28 protein-coding genes are annotated in these 23,142 nt (G+C 52.6%); 24 read left to right on the forward strand and 4 right to left on the reverse strand.

Annotated elements, in window-relative coordinates; all coding sequences use genetic code 11:
* The first annotated feature begins 191 nt into the window (after window positions 1-191).
* Complete coding sequence (locus tag H2P46_RS21160) at window positions 192-602, forward strand: relaxosome protein TraM (protein ID WP_338103673.1); 411 nt, start codon at window positions 192-194, stop codon at window positions 600-602.
* A 230-nt stretch (window positions 603-832) separates the two neighbouring features.
* Here the strand turns inward: H2P46_RS21160 and H2P46_RS21165 are convergent, their stop codons facing one another.
* The 4 genes from H2P46_RS21165 to H2P46_RS21180 all read right to left on the reverse strand — a co-directional run bounded on the left by H2P46_RS21165 (window position 833) and on the right by H2P46_RS21180 (window position 2,857).
* Complete coding sequence (locus H2P46_RS21165; RefSeq protein ID WP_193406762.1) at window positions 833-1,408, reverse strand: VOC family protein; 576 nt, start codon at window positions 1,406-1,408, stop codon at window positions 833-835.
* Entirely contained in the window at window positions 1,401-1,877 is a 477-nt protein-coding gene (locus H2P46_RS21170; RefSeq protein ID WP_193406763.1) for a hypothetical protein, read from the reverse strand. Before H2P46_RS21170 ends, H2P46_RS21165 begins: the two co-directional genes overlap by 8 nt.
* 121 nt (window positions 1,878-1,998) lie before the next feature.
* Window positions 1,999-2,343, reverse strand: a complete 345-nt coding sequence (locus tag H2P46_RS21175; RefSeq protein WP_193406764.1) for a hypothetical protein — start codon at window positions 2,341-2,343, stop codon at window positions 1,999-2,001.
* Window positions 2,327-2,857: a helix-turn-helix domain-containing protein gene (locus H2P46_RS21180; protein ID WP_193406765.1), complete on the reverse strand. Its 531-nt coding sequence runs from the start codon at window positions 2,855-2,857 to the stop codon at window positions 2,327-2,329. The genes H2P46_RS21175 and H2P46_RS21180 overlap by 17 nt, the downstream gene beginning before the upstream one ends.
* Window positions 2,858-3,529: 672 nt before the next feature.
* Here H2P46_RS21180 and H2P46_RS21185 point away from each other — a divergent pair.
* The 23 genes from H2P46_RS21185 (at window position 3,530) to H2P46_RS21295 (ending at window position 23,001) form a co-directional block, all read left to right on the forward strand.
* Window positions 3,530-3,934, forward strand: coding sequence for a type IV conjugative transfer system pilin TraA (locus tag H2P46_RS21185; protein WP_193406766.1), 405 nt, complete (start codon window positions 3,530-3,532; stop codon window positions 3,932-3,934).
* 19 nt (window positions 3,935-3,953) lie between these two features.
* On the forward strand, window positions 3,954-4,259 hold the full coding sequence (gene traL, locus H2P46_RS21190) for a type IV conjugative transfer system protein TraL (RefSeq protein ID WP_017694217.1): 306 nt from the start codon (window positions 3,954-3,956) through the stop codon (window positions 4,257-4,259).
* A gap of 18 nt (window positions 4,260-4,277) precedes the next feature.
* Entirely contained in the window at window positions 4,278-4,847 is a 570-nt protein-coding gene (gene traE / locus H2P46_RS21195) for a type IV conjugative transfer system protein TraE (protein ID WP_193406767.1), read from the forward strand.
* On the forward strand, window positions 4,831-5,607 hold the full coding sequence (traK, locus tag H2P46_RS21200) for a type-F conjugative transfer system secretin TraK (RefSeq protein ID WP_193406768.1): 777 nt from the start codon (window positions 4,831-4,833) through the stop codon (window positions 5,605-5,607). The genes traE and traK overlap by 17 nt, the downstream gene beginning before the upstream one ends.
* Window positions 5,600-6,958, forward strand: a complete 1,359-nt coding sequence (locus H2P46_RS21205) for a TrbI/VirB10 family protein (RefSeq protein ID WP_193406769.1) — start codon at window positions 5,600-5,602, stop codon at window positions 6,956-6,958. Before traK ends, H2P46_RS21205 begins: the two co-directional genes overlap by 8 nt.
* A complete protein-coding gene (locus H2P46_RS21210) occupies window positions 6,955-7,335 on the forward strand; it encodes a hypothetical protein (protein ID WP_193406770.1) in 381 nt (126 codons plus the stop codon). The genes H2P46_RS21205 and H2P46_RS21210 overlap by 4 nt, the downstream gene beginning before the upstream one ends.
* Window positions 7,336-7,361: 26 nt before the next feature.
* Entirely contained in the window at window positions 7,362-7,607 is a 246-nt protein-coding gene (locus tag H2P46_RS21215; RefSeq protein WP_115408843.1) for a hypothetical protein, read from the forward strand.
* A gap of 75 nt (window positions 7,608-7,682) precedes the next feature.
* On the forward strand, window positions 7,683-8,267 hold the full coding sequence (gene traV / locus H2P46_RS21220; RefSeq protein ID WP_193406771.1) for a type IV conjugative transfer system lipoprotein TraV: 585 nt from the start codon (window positions 7,683-7,685) through the stop codon (window positions 8,265-8,267).
* Window positions 8,268-8,269: 2 nt separating this feature from the next.
* Window positions 8,270-10,885 (forward strand): type IV secretion system protein TraC, encoded by a 2,616-nt coding sequence (gene traC, locus H2P46_RS21225; RefSeq protein ID WP_193406772.1) that lies wholly within the window; start codon window positions 8,270-8,272, stop codon window positions 10,883-10,885.
* Window positions 10,867-11,349, forward strand: a complete 483-nt coding sequence (gene trbI / locus H2P46_RS21230) for a type-F conjugative transfer system protein TrbI (RefSeq protein ID WP_238939062.1) — start codon at window positions 10,867-10,869, stop codon at window positions 11,347-11,349. The genes traC and trbI overlap by 19 nt, the downstream gene beginning before the upstream one ends.
* Window positions 11,342-11,557 (forward strand): TraR/DksA C4-type zinc finger protein, encoded by a 216-nt coding sequence (locus tag H2P46_RS21235; RefSeq protein WP_193406773.1) that lies wholly within the window; start codon window positions 11,342-11,344, stop codon window positions 11,555-11,557. Before trbI ends, H2P46_RS21235 begins: the two co-directional genes overlap by 8 nt.
* The gene (gene traW / locus H2P46_RS21240) at window positions 11,557-12,201 is read left to right on the forward strand and encodes a type-F conjugative transfer system protein TraW (RefSeq protein ID WP_193406774.1); all 645 of its coding nucleotides are present in this window, start codon (window positions 11,557-11,559) and stop codon (window positions 12,199-12,201) included. The genes H2P46_RS21235 and traW overlap by 1 nt, the downstream gene beginning before the upstream one ends.
* The gene (locus tag H2P46_RS21245) at window positions 12,201-12,599 is read left to right on the forward strand and encodes a hypothetical protein (protein WP_193406775.1); all 399 of its coding nucleotides are present in this window, start codon (window positions 12,201-12,203) and stop codon (window positions 12,597-12,599) included. Before traW ends, H2P46_RS21245 begins: the two co-directional genes overlap by 1 nt.
* Entirely contained in the window at window positions 12,596-13,591 is a 996-nt protein-coding gene (gene traU / locus H2P46_RS21250; RefSeq protein WP_058655878.1) for a conjugal transfer pilus assembly protein TraU, read from the forward strand. The genes H2P46_RS21245 and traU overlap by 4 nt, the downstream gene beginning before the upstream one ends.
* Window positions 13,592-13,609: 18 nt before the next feature.
* Window positions 13,610-14,236: a type-F conjugative transfer system pilin assembly protein TrbC gene (gene trbC / locus H2P46_RS21255; RefSeq protein WP_193406776.1), complete on the forward strand. Its 627-nt coding sequence runs from the start codon at window positions 13,610-13,612 to the stop codon at window positions 14,234-14,236.
* Window positions 14,233-16,062 carry a type-F conjugative transfer system mating-pair stabilization protein TraN gene (traN, locus tag H2P46_RS21260; RefSeq protein ID WP_193406777.1) on the forward strand — a complete coding sequence of 610 codons (1,830 nt, stop codon included), beginning with the start codon at window positions 14,233-14,235 and terminating at the stop codon, window positions 16,060-16,062. Before trbC ends, traN begins: the two co-directional genes overlap by 4 nt.
* Window positions 16,059-16,874 carry a type-F conjugative transfer system pilin assembly protein TraF gene (traF, locus tag H2P46_RS21265; RefSeq protein ID WP_338103675.1) on the forward strand — a complete coding sequence of 272 codons (816 nt, stop codon included), beginning with the start codon at window positions 16,059-16,061 and terminating at the stop codon, window positions 16,872-16,874. Before traN ends, traF begins: the two co-directional genes overlap by 4 nt.
* A gap of 13 nt (window positions 16,875-16,887) precedes the next feature.
* A complete protein-coding gene (locus H2P46_RS21270) occupies window positions 16,888-17,184 on the forward strand; it encodes a hypothetical protein (RefSeq protein ID WP_017694233.1) in 297 nt (98 codons plus the stop codon).
* A complete protein-coding gene (gene trbB, locus H2P46_RS21275; protein ID WP_193406778.1) occupies window positions 17,184-17,729 on the forward strand; it encodes a type-F conjugative transfer system pilin assembly thiol-disulfide isomerase TrbB in 546 nt (181 codons plus the stop codon). The genes H2P46_RS21270 and trbB overlap by 1 nt, the downstream gene beginning before the upstream one ends.
* Before the next feature lie 56 nt (window positions 17,730-17,785).
* A complete protein-coding gene (locus tag H2P46_RS21280) occupies window positions 17,786-18,127 on the forward strand; it encodes a hypothetical protein (RefSeq protein WP_193406779.1) in 342 nt (113 codons plus the stop codon).
* Window positions 18,120-19,487: a conjugal transfer pilus assembly protein TraH gene (gene traH / locus H2P46_RS21285; protein WP_058655873.1), complete on the forward strand. Its 1,368-nt coding sequence runs from the start codon at window positions 18,120-18,122 to the stop codon at window positions 19,485-19,487. The genes H2P46_RS21280 and traH overlap by 8 nt, the downstream gene beginning before the upstream one ends.
* A complete protein-coding gene (gene traG, locus H2P46_RS21290) occupies window positions 19,487-22,393 on the forward strand; it encodes a conjugal transfer mating-pair stabilization protein TraG (RefSeq protein ID WP_193406780.1) in 2,907 nt (968 codons plus the stop codon). The genes traH and traG overlap by 1 nt, the downstream gene beginning before the upstream one ends.
* Complete coding sequence (locus H2P46_RS21295; RefSeq protein ID WP_193406781.1) at window positions 22,390-23,001, forward strand: hypothetical protein; 612 nt, start codon at window positions 22,390-22,392, stop codon at window positions 22,999-23,001. The genes traG and H2P46_RS21295 overlap by 4 nt, the downstream gene beginning before the upstream one ends.
* Window positions 23,002-23,142: the final 141 nt, after the last annotated feature.

Consider the following 23,142-nt stretch of genomic DNA (forward strand, 5'->3'; position numbering starts at 1 on the left):
CCGTAATGTCGCCTGTTTGTGGCTCTATTGTGGCTAATGTAGTGCTAAATGAGAATAATCATGCAATTACTATGAATGCCACACATTGCGGTGCCGCTAAATGTGTGGCATTGTAGTGCCTGATTATGGCCAGTTAGCACTGCAATAGTGCTGAATATTTATTGAGGCTATTTTTAAACAGTGCCAGTGTGGTGCTGTCAGGGCAAGAGGGAAATAAAGTCATGCCACGGCAAAATGTTTATTTGAAGCAAAAGACGATAGACGGGATTCGACAGATTGTCGATATGAGAAGAGAAGAAGGGGCGACAGCTTCTGATGCTAATATCTCCAGTGTTTGTTCCGAAATGCTGGAACTGGGGATGCGAGTATATCTTAATGCAAAGAATAAAAAGGCGTCTGATGCAGAAGCCGGTGAAGATGTATTTCAAAGATCTCTTTTTGAAGAGGTTGTAAAATCAAGAATGGCGTCACAGGAGATACTGGCGCTGATGTTTTCTTTGCAGGAGATAATATCTGACAGCCGTAACAATTACGGTAAATTGACCGACGCACTAAAAGAGAAAACAGACTTGCGGGTCAGAACGGTACTTAACAGAGAGTAGGTGTTCCTGTTTATGGAAGCAAACTAACAATAGTGCTAAGGAATGATCTCTGTGATTTTACTTTAGGAAAAACATCTACTAAATATGATTAATTAGTTTTGTAAGTATGGCTTTTTGCGATGTATTTTAAATACAAGATAAGGTTCTGTGATAGACAATAAGTAATCGCTCATACAGGGGGGGGGTCAGAGCCCCCCCTGTATGGCCCCCGTAATGGTAGGGGTATAATGTTACTGTCCTATATCATCATGCCCCTCTTCAAATTCCCATTGAATACCATATTTGTCTATAAAATAAAAATATCTTATTTCTTTTATTATATTGCACACAGTTTGTTTTTCGATAGTATTGTTATTTTTAGATTCATCGAAAAAAGTAAATGAGGTAACATTAATCGGTGATATTTTATGAGGGTGATAATCATCATGAGAAGATATTAATTTTGTATCAGGTATGGTTTTTATGTGTTCAAAAGCATAATCTATATTTTTAACCTTCAAACATATATGTCCAACATTTCCGATATCATTGGTTTTTTTTTGAGTCCTATTATAATTACCTTTTGGTGTATGATATTCCATCAGTTCCAAAGTGATATCTGTTTCTGGTATTTGCACGAAGCAAATTGTAACATCAATGTCTTCACTGTTTTCCACAAAACCAGCTGAAAAAGAAAATCCTTTATTCCTGAAGTGAGGGAATATCTGTAATGGTGTGCATTCGAACAAGTTTTTATAATAATTAATACCCTCGGTTATGCTTTCAACAACCACGTTTATGTGGCCCAGTCCTGTTATTTTAAGCATATTGCATCTCCTTTTTTATTTGCGTTGACAATATTGCAGACCAAAAGATAAAGAAAATTATATTGCTGATTATGTTCGTGCCGATAATTTCAATTATGTTTACGATTGGTAAGTCTTTAAATGCTATTAAATCTGTAATTGGAGTATATATTAAAAGCATAATTAACGAAGATAAAATACTTGAAGTAAGAAAGGATTTTGCTTTATAAAGATAACTGAAGATAAAAAAGTTTATAACAAAAGCAATCATGCTTCCGATAAGATTGGCCACATACATACTTCCGAATTTATTAACCAAATCTTCAATTACTGTTAGCGATGTGTGATGATTAAATGAAGAAAAAAATATTATAATTTTTAATGTCGTCAATAGTATAGCATTCGAAAGGCTTTCCATTACGATAGTTCCAAAAACAATTTTCCGATTAAAATTAACAGCAAGATAATCCATTAAAGCTAATACTAACATATAAGTTATTGTGGAAGGTATTATTGGAATGCTCCCTAAGTATATCAAGTAAAAACATATAATATGCGAAGTAATAGACAAGCTAATAATTAAAGATATCAGTATAACAAGTTTAAGTGTATTATGCTGAATGTTGTTCATATTCTATAAGTTCCTTTTTGATCATCTTATAGATAAGATCCTTGGTTGCTTCTTCATGTTTTGATAGAGAGAAATATACTTCCCTCAATTTTAAAGCTGTTGTACAGATTTTCAACTGATCTCTGTTCAGATTTTCATAATAGGTGGAGTAGAATTCTTCAAGTTCAAGGCTGGTATTTATATCATATCTATTGGTATGATATAAAACGTAGATTTTCATGTTTTTTTCCACAACAAAAGAATCTATGACAACAGTGTGAAGGTATCTTCCTGTTCTGATGTTATCTGTGACATATCCTATAAAATCATTAAATCTCGATATCATATTCCCGCCATTCAACTATTTTATAAATACTATTTCTGTCTTTGAGATCGAGCATATGAGATTTAATAATAACCATGCCTTTTTCATCATAACACAAATAGTCGTCTATCAGGTTTTCTGAGTCTTCATCAGAAAGTTTTTTACATATACATAACTTATTAATTTCGGTTTTTACAGCGAATGGTTTAGCACTTATGAATCTGTGAGTTAACAAATATGCGGTTTCTTTATCTATCTTCCTGTCATTCATATAGAGTTGAAGTGACAGGTAATCAAAAATGAGTGGGATTTTATATATTTTTGGTGAATTCATTTCTCCTTTTCCATTTATCAGCCACTCTGAATTTATATTGAGTCCATCAGCGATTTTACTTGAAAGGCGTGATGCATTTAAGTTGTTTTTTATAATGTAGTTAATGGACTGTTGCGAAATTCCTGAGATTTTGGCTGCTTCGGCCTGATTTAAGCCAAGCAGATATAGCGCGTACTTTAATCTTTCTGCAAGTGTATCCATTACTATCGTACGACCGATGTTAGTTGTTGTCCTAAGCAAGAATACAAAAAACCTTTATTTTGTCAATGAAATCATATATTTAACAAGCAATTTTGTAAATAACAAAATTTTTGTTTTTATTGGCGTTGTTTGTTTGGTATATTCACTTTCATATTGTTAATGATTTCTGTTTTTTAGAGGGGCAAAAGCAATGAGGGGTACAGTCAGGTGAAATTAATCACTCACTTGTGCGCATGCGTAATTTTTTTAGTGTCTCAACCTTTTCAATCGTTGACGCTTTTGTAAAAGAAATATGTTCGAAATTCTAAAATATTTTGCCATACCAGGGAAAAATGAAATAATTATAAAATAATGAATTGCGAGGTTTGTTGTTTATATTTTTTTTGATTCAATCTTTTAATAATTAGTAATGCAAACCTCTTTTTTTATTATTTTTGATTGCGGCTGTTTTTTCTGTAGCAGGATATGACTTTTCTGATATTTAGTAAAGTCAACGTCTCTGTTTCTATATTCATAATGTTTAGGTTATTGGACTTATATCCAAGGGCGGTAGCGTGTCTGAATTTCACCTTCTGATTATCTCAAAATAAATATCCCCGCACTACATCTGTTCTACGGGTGTAGCGCGGGCATTTTTGCCTGAAGTTTTACTCATTTATTTAAGGAAAGAACATGGCTGATATTTCAGTTATTAACACCGGGGGGGATCTCCCCCGTAGAGGTGAGAATAAAGGGGGGCTGTCCCGCATGGTCTCTGCGGCGAAATCGGTGCCTGCGAAGTTGAATAATAGAACGGCTAAAACACTGTTTAAGTATGTTGCAATGCCGCTGGCATTATTTCTGGCGGCACGCGGTATGGCGCATGCCGAAGACCTGACGGCGGCGGGCAAACAGGATGCGACTGATACCTTTGGTGAAGGCTCCACCATGATGTACTACTTCATGATCGCGGAAGTGGTGCTGGTCTTCCTGCTGTACCTCAAATCACATAACCCGGCGACCTTCCTGCTCATCCCGGTGTTTATCGTGATTACCAAAATCATCTTCTCCATCATTTCTGCCCGCTCCGGGGGCTGATCGGCACGGAGACTAGTCAATGGATGAGGAACGCGCTTCGCGCTTCATGTTTCCTCAGACACTGACAGAGCAGACACGGCCCATCGGACTACCGATGGATGAGACAATAGCCCTGTTCGCACCGATGGGATGGGGCTTTTATACCGGTAAGTACGTTACCGGTCTGGTCATTGCCGTTCTGCTCTGGTTCTGTCTGAAGTATTTCAAAAAGGGGAGAGGGACCGACTGGCTGCTTAACGCCTGCTACTGGTACCTCCCGTCTTCACTCTTCAAAGGCATGTACAAAGTCATTCCCGATTCGTCATTCCGGCTGTGGCTGCGTTGATGATCAGGAGGTATTCCCATGGACCTGAAGGCAAAGCGCCTGTCGGCCCGCTACACATCACTCATCTTTCTGCTGCTTCTGGTGTTCTTTGGGCTGAGCCTCGCCGGCAACCTGGTGGCCTGGTTGCGACTCGATACGCTGATTAACAGCCGTGAAGAGACCTATATCCCGATGGGGTTTGATACCCCGTTCACCCTGACGCGCAACCGGATGGATGCGAACTATCTGGAGCAAACCGCCGAGTCACTGGTCTTCCTGCGCTACAACGTGTCACCGGAATCGGTGAAGGCCAATCACAAAGCGCTGCTGCGCTTCTTTGATAACGAAGAGCGTCCCGCCATGCAGGAAGTGCTGGCCAGCGAGGCGCAGCGCGTTATCGACAATAACGTGACGACCGCCTTTTATCTGTCCGGCTTCGACACGTACCCGGCTTCGGGGATTGTGGATATTCACGGGACGGTACAGCAGTGGATAGGCAATCGTAAGCAGCTGCCGGAAGACAAAACTATCCGGATGACACTGCGCTATCACCGGGGTATTACCACCATTCAGGATTTCAGGGAGCAGGTGGATGAAAAGAAAAAATAACAGGCATGGCAGGCACCGTCTTGCATTGCTGGCCAGTCTGCTCTGTCTGAGTGGCAACGTACTGGCAGAGCCGGTGGCCGCACTACCGACAAAGATACCGGTTTCGCCGGACAGCCAGGTCCGGGTCGCGCTCAGCAACACTAATCCGAATCTGCTGGTTGTGCCCGGCGATAAGATTATCGCCGTGGACAGTGCGCAGGGGATGTTTCTTAATGACAACAAGGCGCTGGGGCAGGCTAACGGCGGTGTGCAGCTGATGACCGCCCAGACTACCCCGTTCACCTTCTATGTCCGCACGGAAGGAGGGCTGACCGTTTCTGTTATTGGTGTCCCGCAGAAACGGGATGGCCGGGTGCTGCAGTTTATCTCCAGCCGTCCGGTACAGCATGATGATGCGCGGCGCTGGGAGCAGTCGCAGCCGTATGTTCGCACCCTGATCTCTGTCCAGCAGGCGGTACTGAGCGGCGGCGTACCGAAAGGGTTTACCGAAGCACCTGTCGTGGCGGTACCGACATTTTCCCTGCCGGGCTGGTTGTCGGTGACGCCTCAACAAATGTGGAGCGGTGGTGGGCTTCGGCTCTATCGCCTGACGGTGCGTAATCGTGGTGCCAGTGTGCTGGCTATACCTGAACGACTGTTTCAGGCACCTGGCGTACGTGCAGTGATGGTGTTTCCGTTCAGTACCACGCTGATGCCTGGTACCGATACGCAGGTGTGGGTCACGGTCAGCAACGACGGGGAGGGGCAGGCTAATGGCTAACATTAACGTGCTGACCCGTCGCAAGCAGATGGCGGTGCTGATCGCCGTGGCGCTGGGATTAAGCGCTATCGGCGGTGTCGCCTGGTATATCGGTGCACCATCAAAGGTATCCCCCGGTAAGAGCCAGGCAAAAAAACCGGTACCGGATATGACCGGCGCGGTGACCTCCAGTACCTTCGGTAAAAAAGTCAGCGATACGGCGGTGGCTGACCTGCAGCATACCGCGAATCAAGCCGATAAAAAGCTGGCCAGCTTCGAGAATCAGCTCAATAAACTCGCCAGTGAAAACAAGGCCTACCGGGGGAAAATTCAGTCACAGGATGATGATATCAAACTGCTGCAGACGCAGATTGATGCCATGAACCAGGCAGGCGATAGCGGCAGCGGTCATGCGTCGCCTGGTCCGGGAGCGCCAGCCGGCACCCTGCCTGTCGGTGGCGGTTCAGGCGCGGTCCCACCGCCAACCGCCTTTTACCCGGGCGTTCCCGGCAATCAGACGACGGTGAATATCGCTCCACAGCTGAATCAGGGGCTGTCCACCATGAGTATCGATTACGGCGAAAAAAAGGATGATGCGCCGGCGCTGCCGTATATTCCGTCGGGGAGTTTTGTCGGGGCGACGGTGATTGAGGGGGCGGATGCTAACGCCTCTGTCACGGGTGAAAGCGCCTCATCACCGATGCAGTTCCGCCTGACCGGAAAGGTGATTTTACCGAACGACGGGGAATATGACCTGCGGGGCTGCTTTGTAACCGCAGCCGCTTACGGTGATATCTCCAGTGAGCGCGCGCTACTGCGTACCGACCGTCTGTCCTGCCGTGTTCATGGTCACGTTATCGACCAGCCCTTCAAAGGACACGTCTCCTTTATGGGGAAAAATGGCATCCGGGCCGAGCCGGTCATCCGCAACGGCAAAATTGTCGGCTATGCCTTTGCCGGTGGTGCCATCGATGCAATGGGCAGCGCCATATCGAACGTCGGCTCAACCAGCGTTGGCCTTGGTGCAGCGAATACCGTCAGCGGTGGCGATGTTGCTCGCGCCGGGTTCGGTGGTGGTACGTCACAGGCAGGCAAAACCCTCTCAGATTACTTCATCAAACGCGCTGAACAGTACCACCCGGTTATCCCGGTCGGTGCCGGTGTGCAGGTTTCGGTCGTCTTCCAGGAAGGTTTCCAGCTGCAGTATGCCGATGTGAAGAAGGAGAAGAAGCCCGCTGTATCTTCCCAGGAAAAAGCGATCGGTAATGTAATCACTATCACCAAAGAAGCGCTGCGCAACCTCAATCTCGGGGACTCGGTGGGTGCCATGAAGGACCAGATACAGGCAGGAATGCAGGAGTCGATGCGATGAAAATTTTATGGACAGGAGTCAGAGCAGGATGGCGGGCGATGCAATTTCACTACACGGGCCCCGGAGCGGCGTTGCACGTCATGGCGCTGACCGTCCGCTGTCTGCTGTGGTGGGTGATGGGCTGCATTCTCTTGCTTATGGCCTATGGCGGACTGCTGCTGTTTTATCTCGAACAGATGCCGGAGCGGGTGGCATCAACGATTCCGGACCTGCTGGCGGTGGTTCATGAGGTGGTGGTTCGCTGGCAGTGGCAGTGCATCACGATACTGAGCTGGGGCCTGCCGCTGTTCTGTCTGTGGGTGACGCTTGTTCGATTTATTCCGGAGTATCCTGCCGTCACTGACCGTACCCGCATTCCGTTCAACCCGCGTCGTTAATTTTTCTTCCCCACTCAGGATATTGTATGCGTAAACCACAACGCCATCCTCTGGCTTCGTTGTCTTCCCCGGAGCTGGCGCAACACATTCTGGATAACTGCACGACGTTTATCACGCTGAACCAGCCCGCTCACCCATTCTGCCTGCAGGGTGAGCCGCAAAGTAGCCATACGATAGTTGTCGGGCGTACCGGTGGCGGTAAATCCGACCTCTGCGCCCGTGTCATGAATGATGTGCTTCGCCGTTCCGGTGACGGGCGCGCTGATAAGTGATAAGCGTCGCTTCTTCGGCGCACCGGCGGCCATAAAAACCTTCACCCGCTGAACCTCTTTTTCTCAGGATAAATCATGAATAAATTCATTATGCCTTTACTGGCAGGCGCTGGCCTGCTCTCCGGCTGTGCCGGGATGAACTCTGACTTTGACTGTAATACCGTGGCCCATGACCGCTGCATCACCATGGAGCAGGCTAACCAGCAGGCGGCAGGACGTACGTCGTCTTCCTCTGCGATGCCCGGCGTTGATGGTGATGCAGGAAAGACGGACGCGGCTGCTGAGACCCTGCCGCGCCTGGCACCGGTTCCGGTCTCACCCTCACCGCTGACCGGTATTCAGGCGGCTACCCGTGATGCGGGTTCGCGCTCAGTAAGAACGACGACGGGGAGTCTGCTGCCCGCGCCGCACCCGGTTCGTCCGGATGCGGGAGGCCCGGCAGTACCTTCTCACCGGCCAGCCGTTTCTCCTGCCTTGCCGGCGTCATCACCTGTCACTGAAGCCCGGCGCTATGCCGATACCGGGGTCAGTCAGCCTGTACGGATCAATCCGACCACGGCACGACTGTGGATTGCAGGCTGGATTGACCGGGATGATGTTATGCATCAACCGTCGGTAGTGTCTTTCGTGGTGAAGCCTGATCACTGGGCCGGGAGCTGAATATGGCCCTGCATGATGAACTGTTCCGTCGCCTGATGACCGACTGGCAGCGGAAGGACGGTGCCGCGAAGGCCGGAGAGGCGCTGGATGATATGGACTACCCTTCTCTGGTCAGCGTGCTGCCGTACCAGCATTACGACCAAGACAGCGGCCTGTTTGTAAACCAGAACACCATGGGTTTTATCCTCGAATGTACGCCGCTGATTGGGGCCAACGACGGTATCGTGGAGGCCCTGGACAATTTCCTGCGTAACAAACTCCCCCGCGAACAGCCGCTGAGCGTGCTCCTCCTCGGGAGCAAGTGCGTCAGCCATCTGCTGGATAACGGTCTGTCAGACATGGCCTGGCAGGGGGAGCAGGCAACGCGCTTTGACCATATCACCCGCGCGTTCTATGAACACGGTGCCCTGTACGGACTGCCTAACAACAAAGGCTACCCGCTGTCGCTGCGTAACTATCGCCTCTTTATCAGCTACGCCGAGCCGTTGCGTCGTGATGTTGATGAATTGTTTGCCTCGCTGGGTCAGACGATGAGTATCGTACAGCAGTCGCTGTTTGCCGCGAACCTGCACTCTGAGGTGCTGGATGACCGGGGGCTGGTCGGGCTGGTCCGTGAAATTGTGAACTTCCGCCATGATCGCATCACGCAGCCGTCTGTTGAAGTAGATCCGTATGAAGAACTGAATGCTCAGTGCGTCGCCCGATCTATCAATCTGAAGGTGACGCCGGATTGTCTGCACCAGAGCCAGTCCTCCGCAGAGGGGGGGCGGGTGAAAACCCGCATCATGAGCTACATGCCGGAGAAGAACCCGGTGAAGTTTGCGTTGTGGCAGGGCGGGAACAACCTCAGCAATCTGCTGGACCCGACGTCGACGGTGCCGTGCCCCTTTGCTATCACGCTGACGACAGAGCTGGATGTTCAGGCGAAGAGTCAGAACGAAGCGGTACGCAAGTTTGCCACCAACGATAAGCGGGCAAACTCCCCGTTCGGTAAGTGGGTGCCGGGGGTTAAAAAGGCCGCCCGTGAGTGGGACGGATTGCGTGAGCGACTGTCTACCGGGCAGTCGGCGCTGGCGCGCTACAGTTTAGGCGTCACGCTGTTCTGCGAGGATGATAATGATAAGGCCCTGATGTGCGAACTGGCGCTGCAGAATACCTTCCGCGCCAATGGCATTTCACTGTGCTCGCCCACCTTTATGCAGCTGCGTAACTGGCTGTCGCTGTTTCCGTTCATGATGCCGGAAGGGTTATGGAGCGATATGTGCCGCAGCGGTGCGACGCTCCGGGCGGAGTCCTTCAATGTCGCTAATCTGTTGCCGGTGGTGGCGGACAACCGTATCTGCCCGAAGGGCGTGCCCATTCCGTCGTACCGTAACCAGCTCTCGTATCTGGACCTGTTCGACAGCAAGTCAGGGCTGGGTAATGACAACTATAACCTCGGGGTGTGTGGCACCTCCGGGGGCGGGAAGTCTTTCCTGATGCAGACCATCATCCGGCACATCCTCGACAGCGGAGGGCGGGCCTGGGTGTTCGATATGGGGGATTCGTACAAGGCCCTGTGCGCCAACGTTGGCGGGGTCTATGTCGATGCCACCGACCTCAAGTTCAACCCGTTTGCCGGTATCGTCAATATTGTTGAATCGGCAGAGAGTATCCGCGACCTGCTTCTTGTCCTCTCAAACCCGTCTGGCAAAGTGGAAGATACCGCCAAATCCATCCTGCTCAACGCCGTGCAGGCGGTATGGGAAGGAAAGGCACCGTCGAAGCGTAAGGGGAATGCCGTTCTGATTGATGATGTTCAGGCGCTGCTGAAGGCCTGGACCGCCGACCCGGAATACCGGGATACCACCACGGTCCGCAGTTTAATGGAAGAAATGGTGGTCTCCCTGCACAAATACACCACCGGCGGCATTTACGGCGAGTACTTCAACAGCCCGGAACCGGCGCTCGATGACAACGTCCGCTTCTGCGTGCTGGAGATGGGGCGCCTCAAGAACAAACCCGACCTGCTGGCGGCCATCATGTTCTCGATGATGATTTACGTGGAACAGCGGATGTTCCTGTCCCCGCGCAGTGAGCGTAAGGCAGCCATCATCGATGAGGCCTGGAAGCTGCTGGCGAGCGAAAACGGCTTTATCGGTGACTTTATTGAGAACGGCTACCGCACGGCACGTAAGTACGGAGGGGCCTATATCACCATCACCCAGGGGATTGAAGACTTTGACGGCGACAAGGCCAGCATCGCGGCGAAAGCCGCCTGGTCCAACTCATCGTTCAAGATCATTTTGCGCCAGAACCCGGAAGCCTTCATCAAGTACAACCAGAAGAACGAAGGGCAGTTCAGCCAACCGGAGCAGACCATCATTAAGGGCTTCCCCTCAGCAAAAGACGCGCACTTCAGCGCCTTTATGCTGCGCGTGGCTGGGCAGGTCTCGTATCACCGCCTGATTCTTGACCCGCTGAGCCGGGTGATGTTCTCGTCCGATGGCGATGATTTTGAGTTCCGTGAACAGTGCCTGAAGGAGGGGAAAACCGTCCACGAAGCGCTCTGGTTACTGGCCCGTAAAAAATACGCTAAGGAAATGGAGGTGCTGGAACAATGGCAGATACAGTCGTGAATCAACCGGAGTCCCCTGAATTACAACCGTCTGCGGACGTTACCCCGGCAGACGGAACGCGTCATAACGTCTCTTCAACATCATCCCATCAACGTCTTAGTCGCCGTCGCCGGCGCTGCCTGGTACCGGTGGCCTGTGTCACCGCCTTTATTCTGGTCATGAATGCCGGCATCTCGATGTTGCTGGCGCAATGGCAGCGACCGGAGACGGTGAGCTTCGATATGACAGGAACGGTGAATAACTTTATGGCTCAGGTGGCCGGGCGTCATCTCAGCGACGAGGAGGTAAAAGCCACCACCGCGCGTTTTAATACCGCCCTCAATGCCGCACTGACCGACTGGCAACGCCATCACGGCGCCGTCATCCTGGTGGCACCGGCAGTGGTGGGCGGTGCCCGCGATATCACTGCTGATGTTCAGGCAGAGGTGGCGAACCGGATGGCAGAAGGAGACAGTCATGAGTGACGAAGCCGATGTGGCCCAGGACGTTGTTGAGCTGACGAACACCGTGGCGGTGCTGGCTATCCGCCATCAGTTGCAGGCAGCGGGGAGCGAATATTGCCAGTCATGTGGTGAAACCATCCCGGAGGCCCGCCGTCTGGCGGCACCGTGGGCGGACACCTGCACGCCGTGCCAGAGCGTACTGGAGCACCGAAATAAGGTGGGGTACTGATGCATAAACGATACCTGACGTTGTTGTTCCTGGTCTGTCCACTGGTCGGGCAGGCAAAAGATCTGGGCTCATGGGGAGATGTCTGGCCGGTGCAGGAGCAGAGCTTTCTGGCGCTGATTCAGGATCGCCTGCAGGGGTTGCAGGATAATGGCCAGCTGGCGGAGTTGCAGCAACAGTTCCAGGACCGGGTGGTGGCGCACACGCTGCGCCCGACACCGGCAGAAGGACTGGTTACAGACACGAAGGCACATACGTCCTGGTATGACCCGACCTTTGTGGTTGGCCAGACGCTGGCCGATGCGCAGGGCCAGGTCTTTGCGCGTCAGGGCGATACCCTGAACCCGCTGGATACGCTGGATACGCTGGATACGCTGGCGCTGAATACCACCCTCTATTTTATCGACGGTGATGATACGCGCCAGGTCGCCTGGATGAAGGCGCAAATCCCGCCCACGCCTGTGTACAAGGTCATCCTGGTCAACGGCAACATCAAAACGGCAGCAGATGCGCTGTCAGAGCGTATCTACTTCGACCAGCAAGGCGTACTGACGAAGAAACTGGGTATTCACTACATTCCTGCGATGGTCAGTCAGGACGGTAAGCGCCTGAAGATCACCTCAGCCCCCATAAAGGAGGCCCGATAATGCTGTTCCCGCTTGTTATTACCCTGCTGTGTTTCACCGTCGGCGCGCTGCTGTTAGTGGTGATATTCCAGCGACGGGAATACCGTCGCCTGCGGGCGGATGCCGATGGGATCGTGATGCGCTATCTGGCGGTTGCTGAGCGGTTTGAATCTCTGGTTCGTGAGCTGACTGAGCCTTACGGCGGTGTATTGTATGATTTGATGGAGGTGGAGCAGCTTGCGGCCCGGATGAAGGCGTTGCCCGACCGTGAAATACGGGAGACCGCTGAGCCTATTCTTGAGCGCCTGAATGGACGAATGCGCATGTTACTGAAGCAGGTGTCTGACCGTTATCGCCTGTCTGATGCCGATCGGCAGCGCTGGCTGAGTGAGCCTGAATACCCGGAGGCCGGCAAATGACATTCAGACTTTCTGCTTTTCTACTGGCCTGCGGTCTGACAATCGGTACCGGTACGCAGGCCTCTGAACCCGAATGCCAGGGGCGATTTGTCAATCCGATCACCGATATCTGCTGGGAATGTATGTTCCCGATGTCTATCGGTAATGCGACGGTGTCGTCCGGTTCGCTGCCGGATACGGAGAACCCGTCGTCCCCCATCCAGTTCTGCCCGGTTCCGCCGCCTGTCTTTCAGCGTATCGGACTGGCGATTGGTTTCTGGGAGCCGTTTGCCCTGACCGATGTAACCCGCGCGCCATTCTGCATGGTCAATCTCGGTGGTGTGAGCATCAGCGCCGGCAAGCTCGGCAGCGGTGGCGGGAAACGCCAGGGGGCGGTCAATACCGGTGCCTTCTACCACGTCCACTGGTACAAATACCCGCTGACTTGGTGGCTCAATATTATCACCGACCTCGGTTGTCTGCAGGGCGGGGACATGGATATTGGCTATCTGTCCGAACTGGACCCGACTTGGGATGACAGCTCGCTGGCCTCGGTGCTGGCACCTGAAGCGTTTTTGTTCGCCAACCCTATCGCGCAGGGGGCCTGTGCCGCTGATGCGCTGGCCAGTGCCGTTTCAAAACCTTTAAACCCGCTGTTCTGGTGTGCCGGTTCGCACGGCAGCATGTACCCGTTTACGGGGTTTGTCTCCAATCAGGCCAGCCCGCAGGCCGCCAGTGTGCTGCTCTCCGAGCGAATGGACTACAAGCTGCACCGCCAGGGGATGATCCTGAACAGCGTCGGTGCCGATACGGCCGTGTGCTATGAGTATCCGTCGCCCATTATGCCGAAAGATCGTTACCGCTATCAGATGGTCAACATGTATCCGGATGCGGGACGCTGTCACCCGTTTGGTCGTACTGTGATGGCCTGGGAGGCCGGGCATGCCACGCCGGCGAGCCGACAGAACTTTGGTTACCTCATCTGGCGCAAGCGTAACTGCGTCTTCCTCTGATTTTGCGGGAACAACCTGATGAACCTTAAAATTTTTACCGTGCTGGTCGGTGCACTGCTGGCGGCTGCCAGCGTACAGGCCGATGGCCTGACAGACGAGCAGCACCTTTTTCGTGCACTGCGGGAGCAGAGTGCGGCGATACGTCAGCTTCCGCAGAACGCCGCAACAATGCCGGACGTCAACGCCCTTCTGCAGGACAAGCTCTCCGGGGCTGATCGCCAGTGGATAGGTGATATGCAACGCCGGGTGCAGTCGTCCGTTGCGCCGGACAGCGAGGCCCGCCCGGATGCGCTGTACTTTCTGTCGTTTTCCATCCCCGAGGAAGGGCTGAAGCAGATGGTTCCGGCGGCAACGCGCTTTCATATCCCGGCACTGATTAACGGTCTGGTTGATAACAACTTCCGCAAAACCGTGGAATCGGTCTTTCGTCTGGCGCGGGAGAACAATCAGGGCGGGGTGCAGATAGATCCCCGGCAGTTCAGCAAATACGGCATCACCACGGTTCCGGCCCTGGTGGTGACCTGTGATGCCGGATATGACCGCCTCACTGGCAACCTGAAACTGAAGGAAGCTCTGGAGCGGATTGCAGCAGAAGGGGACTGTGCCGATACGGCGAAGAAGTTGCTGAAGGAGGGGGCATCGTGAAAAAACAGCTGATACCGGGCATTTTGTTGCTGGCAACGGCGGTATCCGTACTGGCCAGCCCGCAGTATGACGAGGCGGCAAAGTATGCCGGCAGCGTGAAGAATCAGGGGATGAATGTGATGAAGGGGACCGACCCGGCGGCGACGATCCCCGGCTACACCGCGAAACCGGATGAATCCGGTTATTACGGCGGGACCACCGCCACCAGTAATCCCGACCTGGAAAACGCCGGCAACAGTGAGATGCATAACGGAGAAGCCGGTAAGACCATCATGGAGGTCATTAAGAATCGCCCGAAGGATCTCATCTCCACCGACGCTCCCTTTATCAGCGGTTCGCTGGATATTGAGGATAAGGCTGAAACCATCATGTCTGGTACCGATACGCAGTGCAAGGATGTGAACGTGGATAAGACCCAAATCACCAATTACACCTGCGAACGTACCCCGGCGGTTGAACTGGCCTGTACACGCACCGCGGGTCCCGGAGGAGGTCATGAAGAAGATACAACAGAAGACAAGCGTTTCATTATCAGTCACGATCACTTCACGTTTTCCCGGAGTGGAAAACAGATAGTGTTTGGGTTTTCCCCGCCGGAAACCGGGGTCGGCCTCTCTGCCAGTCTCAACATCACTACTCAGGCATACCTGTTAAATTCAAAAGTCAGCTTCATGAACACTACCTTCAATGCAAGCGGAAGCGGCGATTTTACGCTGAATGCAGCAGGAATGCAGTTGAATGAGGGAACGGTAGTGCAGGGAACAAGCTGTTCGGGAAACGGTACCTGCATTGGCTCGGTGGATGACATCCTTTTCAGACAGCTTCAGCAGGGGCAAATACGTTTCACTCTGACGGTGATGATGAGAGTACCCGCCAAAAAATGGGTCCCGGACGTGGTGTGGTCAGAAAACTGTCCGTTCGACAAAACAGACCAGGTGCTGATCAACAGCGTCTGTACCGACCCTGGTGGCGATCGCACTTTTGCCATCAACGGTGAGAACTATGTTCTGCACAGCGACTGCTGGCAGTATACCGACACATATGTCTCTCAGTCTGCCGATAACGGTACCTGTAACGACTATATGCAGAACCCCGCCTGTACCGTTGGCTCCACTGCCTGCCTCGACAGCCTGAATGGTACCTGTTTGCGTGAGCAGGTAGTCTTTTCCTGCGAGGAAAAAATGAGCGGCAGCGCGCAGCTGTGCGGTGGTGAACTGGTCTGTACTGATGGCAGCTGCGACCAGCTGGATGACGGTAAGTCAAATGGGTTTCAGTCAGCCGTTTCGGGGCTGGCCGCGCTGGCCGCTGCTGGTAAAGATATCGCCGCCCTGAATGGTGTCAACGTCTCCGCCTTTACCGGTGAGGGCCACAGCTGTCGTAAGGCGATGGCGGGTTTCAGCAATTGCTGCAAGGACAGTGGCTGGGGTAACGATGTCGGACTTGCCAGTTGTAACACCGAAGAGAAGGCGCTGGCGGAGGCCAAGAAGCGCAAGCTGAGTATCTACGTCGGCTCGTACTGTGCGCATAAGGTGCTAGGCGTCTGCCTTGAGAAGAAAGAAGGGTACTGCCAGTTTGAGAGCAAGCTCGCGAAAATCGTTCAGGACCAGGGGCGTCGCGGCCAGCTGGGTATTGGCTTTGGCAGCGGAAGTTCGCCGGACTGCCGTGGGCTGACGGTGCCAGAACTGCAGCGTCTGAATTTCGATAATATTAACTTTGCCGACTTTTATGATGACCTGGAGAACGGTGCCACGCTGCCGGCAGACCAGGAGCTGCTTGACCGCGTCAAAGAGCAGATTGCCGGTAAGGTGACGGGAGGAGGCCAGTGAAGCGAACATTCTCTATAGCTTTTCTGTTGCTTGTTACCGGGGCGCAGGCAGCGACCGTCAGTACTGAACCGTCACAAAGCGCATTTCCTCCGGCTGCCTTCTCATCCACCGGGACCTATGTGGATGCGCCCATTGTGGGCTGGCACTGGTACAACGAACCTCAGCCAGAAGAGGAGGATGAGCCGGAAGATGACACTGTCCCGCTCAGCGTCCTGCCGCCAAACCTGCAGATGTCACTTCTGCAGAAGCTGACAAAAGAAAAGCTCAACAGCGCCATATTGTCTCCTTCCCCGGAGAAAGCGGCGGACTATCTGCGCATGCAGTCTTATCTGATGAACCTGTCCGGGCAGTTTACGCAGTCGGCCAAAAAGGCGCTGCTGCTGTATCCGGATCTCGATTACAACCTGGAGCACAGCCGTTATAACGGCACCGCAACCCTGCAGCAGACGGCGGCCCGTCAGCAGCAGAATGATGCCATTCATAACCTGGGTCAGCGCTATGGCCTGTTTATGTTCTACCGGGGTAACAATCCGCAGGATCTGCAGATGGCGGCCACGGTGAACCAGTTCTCACAACAGTACGGACTGTCGTTGATCCCCGTCAGCATGGACGGCGCGCGCAGCGAAGCCCTGCCACAGACCCGGCAGGACAGTGGCCAGGCGGCGAAGATGGGCGTCAGCCAGTTCCCGGCCCTGATGCTGGTTGAACCGGGCAGTGAGCAGTATCAGCCGCTGGCCTGGGGCTTCATGACGCAGGACGACTTAGCCCGCCGCTTCCTCGATGTGGCGACTGATTTTAAGGCGCAATACTAAGGTAAGGGAAAATATGACAAAAGAAGGCATTTCTCATCATAAGCACGAACAACAGATCAGGCAGGAGAACCTGCTGATGTTCTGTGGCATGGCCTTTATGGCAGCGGGGCCAGTGTTCTGGTATCTGGCGGGGATGGCGCTGGATGCGCGGGCTATTAGTCTGGGGCCGGACAAGGTTGATGTTCTTGAGTGGGTCAGTATTGCCGTTTCGCTATTGCTCAGTCTCTGTGGTGCCGCCCTGGGTCTGGCAGGCTGGGGGCTGGCGTCATGGCATGCCTGGCGAGCGGTACGGCAGCCGGGGGGACTGTGATGAAAATCCAATATCCAAAAGTGGCGCTGGGGCTGGTACTGATGCTGAGCGGGTTTGTATTGATGGCGCACGGCTCGACGCTGGATGAGCTAAAGGCGCTGGAAGCCGGCAAGTCAGAATTGCAGCCCCGGGCAGAGCTAAGGTCAGTACCAGAGACTTCCACTACGCCTGCGGGGCGGGCATACCGTCTTCCGGATGGTCGTTCGATAAATACTGCCGATTATCGACTGGTGTTGTTTATGCAGTCTTCCTGTCATTTTTGTCAGCAGTTTGATCCGCAGCTTATCCAGTTGTCCACGCAGACGGGCTTTAAGGTGTTCCCCTATACGCTGGACGGAAAGGGCGATGTGAGTTTTCCGCAGGCGATCCCGGCCCCGCGTGCCGTTCTCGATCAGTTCTTTGGCCCCGGTAATAACGGCGTGACGCCCACGACCTGGCTGGTGAACGTGAATACCCTGCAGAGCTGGCCACTGGCGCAGGGGATAACGGATATGAACAGTCTGCTGCAGAGGATAAATCAGGCTCTGATGTTCCATCAGAGGTAGCGTCCCACTTACCGCTTCATATAACTCCTTTTATCTGTAACTTCCGGAGAACTTCAATGAAACAGGCATCTTTTCTGATGAAATTTGCTGTTGTCTTTTTTCTGCTGGCGATCGCCTGTGGCTTTGCTGGCTGGGGCGCATGGAAATACTGGAACGCCATGTTCAGTGCGCTCGGTTATGGCATTGCGGAATTTATGACGCTAAACGCGGAAAATCAGTCGATGAAAACCCCGCTCAATCTGACTATGTATGCCATGCCGGTTGGCTTCTGGTGTGCAGCGGCCGGCTTTCTTGCCGCATCCGGTGTGTCTTTTCTCCTTGATGTTGTTGGTGATATTAAAACGCATTTCGTTGATTTGTATTTAGCCATGCGTAGTAAGGATGACAACCATGCGTAAAACGCTTCTGGCCGGGATACTGGCGCTGGTCTGTAGTGCGTGCGCGTATGCAGATGTGAATGGCGATCTTAATAACTACTTCAACAAGCTGGGTTTTGAAGGTAATGCCACCGGCGCTGCTGCCTGGCAGGGGCAGGCGGCAGGCTATATGACCGGCGGTAACCTGTTTCTCAGGAGCCCGGTCAAACAGATGCAGGTGATGTCGTTTACCCCGCCGTCACTGAATGCCGGCTGCGGCGGCATCGATGCCTACCTCGGGTCGTTCTCATTTATTAACAGTGACCAGCTGCAGCAGTTCATCAAAAACCTGATGGCCAACGCCCAGGGCTACTTTTTCGACCTTGCACTACAAACCGTGGCGCCGGAGCTGAAGGACGCCAAGGACTATCTGCAGAAGCTGGCGGCGGACATGAACAGCATGAACATCTCCAGCTGCCAGGCGGCGCAGGGCATCATCGGCGGCCTGTGGCCGAAGACCCAGGTCTCCCAGCAGAAGGTCTGTCAGGACATTGCGGGGGAAAGCAACCTCTTTGCCGACTGGGCGGCCTCCCGACAGGGCTGCACGGTCGGCGGAGAAATGAACAGCGTGCTGGATAAGGCTGGTGACAAGGACAAGGACCGGGTACTGCGTAACAAAAACCTGATGTGGGAACTGCTGGGGCGTAATGCCATGCTTGACGGGGACACTGAACTGAAAGAAATGGTGATGAACCTGACCGGGACGCTGATATTTGACCGCAATGGCGCGGCAAAATCTCTGATACCGGAGGTAAACCACCAGGGATTACTGGTAGCCCTGATGAAGGGCGGTAATGTTGAGATCCAGCGCTGCGTCTCGAGCGGCGACTGCCTGGAGCTGAAAAACGGGTCCGTGACTATCAGCAGTAACCGCGCCCTGATATCGCGGGTGAGAGACATGATTGGCAGTATCCGAGATAAATTACGTACTGATGAACCGCTGTCAGCGGCGGAAAAAGGGTTTATCCAGAGTACCTCCATTCCGGTGCTGCGCTACCTGGTGGACCCGATGCAACTGAGCCTCAACGTTGACATGTTGTCCTCGTTGTCGGATTACATCGCCTACGACATTATGCTGCAGTATCTGAAAGAGCTGATTGAACAGGCCAAACTCTCTCTGGCCAGCCGGAATTATGATGAAGAGGTGATGAAACCGCTGAGGGCCAACATCAGCGAATCCAGCCGTCAGGTGGAGGCTCTGCAGCAGGAAGTGCAGGTGAAAAGCGACGCGCTGGCTGAGATGGATCGTCAGATGAGCTATTTGCGTCAGCAGACCTCAAGCCAGCTGCTTGACCGCTATCAGCAGAACTACCGCTTCGGCGGCAGCGAAGGGGGCCTGTGATGGATGCGGTTTATGTCCTGAGCGGCGGGGAGTTTCTGACGGCCATCTTTAACGGCGTGGCCGTCCTGATGGGGACCACAGAATGGGCCTCAATGTTTCGTATTGCGGCGCTGATGTCGGTGATGGTGTTGTTTGCCACCTACATCCGCGGTCATGACCCGCTGGAGGTGCTGAAGTTTATTGCTTTCTTTATGTTTCTCACCAGCGTGCTCATCATACCCAAGCGAACGGTGCAAATCATTGACCGCAGTGACGCAACCAGTGTGCATACGGTCGCTAATGTGCCGCTGGGGCTGGCGGCACCGGCGAAGTTTATCACCGGCATCGGTACCGCCCTGACGGAAGGCTTTGAGACCGTATTCCATACCCCGGATTCCGCCACCTACAGTAAAACCGGGATGCTGTTCGGCGCCAACCTGGTGGGGACCGCAACCGACTTTGCCTTCCGTAATGGTGACCTGGCAGAGTTGTTTACCGCTTATGTGCGAAACTGCGTGGTAGGCGATATGTTGCTTAACCACAAATACTCATTCCAGGAGCTGATGAACACCGAAGATCCGTATTCGCTGATATTCAGCAAGCCCAGCCCGTTACGTGGTGTGATGGTGCCGTATGGTAATAGTGCAGCAGTATCGCATGATAATCCGACCGGAGAGGGGTTCATGACCTGCCAGGACCTGGCCAAAAATGTTCTGCAACCCCAGCTGACCACCGACACCCAGAATGGAGGTAAGACCTGGGACTACTATGTTGCCCGGCTCACCGGTGGAAAACCCAACGCCAGTGCGCTGTTTGGTACCCTGCTGGGTGACAGCTACAGCTATTACTACGGCGGTGGGAGTGGTGCCAGCCAGATTATGCGACAGACCGTGGTAATGAACGGCCTGAAGCAGGGCATCGCCTCTACCAGTGCGCAGAACGGCGATGCCGCCGGTCTGGTCAACCTGGCCTCGCAGTCGTCCTATACCAAGATGCGTCTGAGTCAGGCCACGTCAACCAGCATTGCCACCACCTACCTGCCATTGCTCAATACGGTGTTGCTGGCGATGGTGATTGGTCTGTTCCCGGTGATTATTTTGCTGGCTTCCATTCATACCCTGACGATGGAAGTGCTGAAGGGGTATATCTTCACACTGATATACCTGCAGGCCTGGGGGCCGATGTTCGCTATCCTCAACTACGCGGTCAGTATGTATCTCACGGGTAAAACAGGGACGCTGAGTTTTTCGCTGTCGAACCTGTCGGTCATCCAGCAGACCCATGCGGATATTGGTTCGATTGCCGGCTGGCTGTCCCTCTCCATTCCGTTCCTCGCCTGGGGTATCGTGAAAGGGCTGGGTAGCGCAGTGTCGCAGGCCGGTAACTACCTGGGCACGGCAATGAACAGTACGGCTTCTTCTGAATCCTCCCGTGCCAGCGATGGCAGCTGGGCCTTCAATAATCTGCAGACTGACAACGTTGCCGGCAATAAGTGGGACACCAACTATGCCAGCCGTAGCGGAATGGCCATGACCCAGATGGGCAACGGTGCCACGGCGACCCGGACACGGGACGGCAGCACCGTGCTGGAAACCAGCCAGGCTATGTCAAAACTGGCGACGGAGGTAATGGGCGATCGGATATCCCAGACTGGTATCCAGAAGCTACAGCGTGATGCGATGAGCCAGCAGCAGAGCCTGAACAATTCGCTTAATCATAGCACCAGTACCGGGATGTCCCTTTTGTCACAGTGGGCCAGTCAGCGAGGGAACAGCGACACTGTCAGTCGTGGGGCAGACAGCAGCGTCAGTGCGAACGATGCGGCAGCTATCAGTAAAATGCAGAGCGCCATTACGCGTCACGCCCGTGATAATAATATCAGTGAAGCCGATTCTCTGCGTATGGCGATGGAAAAAAGTCAGAATATGGCATTCAATGCCGGTGCAGGAGCGCATTTTAAAGTTGATTCGAAAGACCAGCTTATTGGTAAACTTGCTGCATGGGGATTGGGATCAAGTGCAGGAGGTGATGTTCATACCAGACTGGACTATAACGGTCAGAATGGTTCCTCGCATGGTACCAGTTCGGATATGAGCAACCGGACCAGCAGCACGAAGGACTTTAGCGCCCAGGACCTGAAGGATATCCGTCACGGTGTAGACGTGGTCGCCAGCCAGCGGACTACGGACAACAGCAGCCATACGGACAACGCCTCCGGCTCGTTGCTTAACCAGATGGCCGCCACCTTCAGCGACATGCGCACACAGTCCAGCCAGTACAACAATGCACAGACCCGGAGCCACGAATATGCGCAGATGGCGAGCTATGTGCAGAACCACAGCGACTCGGTGCGCAGTAACTATACCCAGGAGTTTGTGGAGTATGCGCAGCAGAACGATCCGGATGCCACCCGCATACTGACCGATGTGAGCGACCCCGCGGTGCGTGAGAAACGCGAGGCTCTCGCAGGCCGCTTTGTGGAAGAACGACTGATGCCGCAGCTGGCGCAGGAATTTGCGGCTAACCGGGCACAGACCAGTGACAATATGGGCAGTGTTGCTCCGGGCGGCGGCCTGCAGGGTGTCAGACGCAGTGACTTTGACGACCAGCAACAGCATATGGCGCAGACTGCTGCCGATCACGGTGTGAAAGCCGAGGGGACTGTCGCTGGCGATGTTTCACAGTCGCGGGCCGAAGTGCAGCATTCCGTTGATTCTGCTCAAGAAAAAGTCAATAAACAGCAGGGCGAGGTACATAAACAGTATACTGAACTGGAGCAAGACCATCAGGTTCAGGGACGCCGGTTTGATGAAGAAAACAAGAATGAGAAGGTGCGACAGAGTGCTCTTCCTGGCGGTGATAAGCGTGACGAATTAATGAAGCGTGCAAGCGACATGCAAAAACAGTATGAGGATAAAAATAAATGATTCGTAAGTGGATGCTGTGTTACTGGATTAACTATGTTGTTATTGTTTTTAATGCAATATTGTTTTCTGGTTCCTTCATTTCGATTAGTTATTTGAATATAATGCCATGCGTTATCTCTTTTGCAATATGCATGGTGCCAATGGTTTTTTCATTGGTGTCATGGCCTGCCATCAGGAAACTAGATGCTAATCATGTATATCTAGATAACGTATTTTTGAAAAAAGCGGTTGTATCGTTTTTTACAATTATCGTTATTCTTGCATGGTCATGGTGGGGAGGTGGTCTGGCGGTACTTGGTGGTAGCATTGTTGCCAGTTGGTCAGGATGGTTTATATTTTGGATGGTTGGGAAAAAGGATTTGTCTTGTCTTTTTCCTGAGCAAAAAAAGAAGTTCGTCGTACCGCATACCCGCGGTCATGAAATAATAAATTCTTTCGAGATTAATCCGACAACAGGGTTACCCATGATGGGGGCTGTAGACTCTAAAGGGAATTTTTATGGGGCGCCAGCCCATGAACCCAAAATCTACTCTGACTCGAGTTCGTCTTCTCGTCCGGACAATATATATGACTACTTCTCTTCCGGTAACGACCATTACAGAAATTAAACTCTAACGCACTTCGTTTGTTCTCCGGCATATTGAGCTAGAAATAAATTCTGAATCAGTATGCCAGATTACTGTGGTTCTAGGTTTCTGCCATCACCCTATTCAGGGTTGCCCTATTAATTTCATTATATTCAGTAAAGT

It is taken from the genome of Mixta mediterraneensis (assembly GCF_014946725.1).
Taxonomy (GTDB): domain Bacteria; phylum Pseudomonadota; class Gammaproteobacteria; order Enterobacterales; family Enterobacteriaceae; genus Pantoea; species Pantoea mediterraneensis.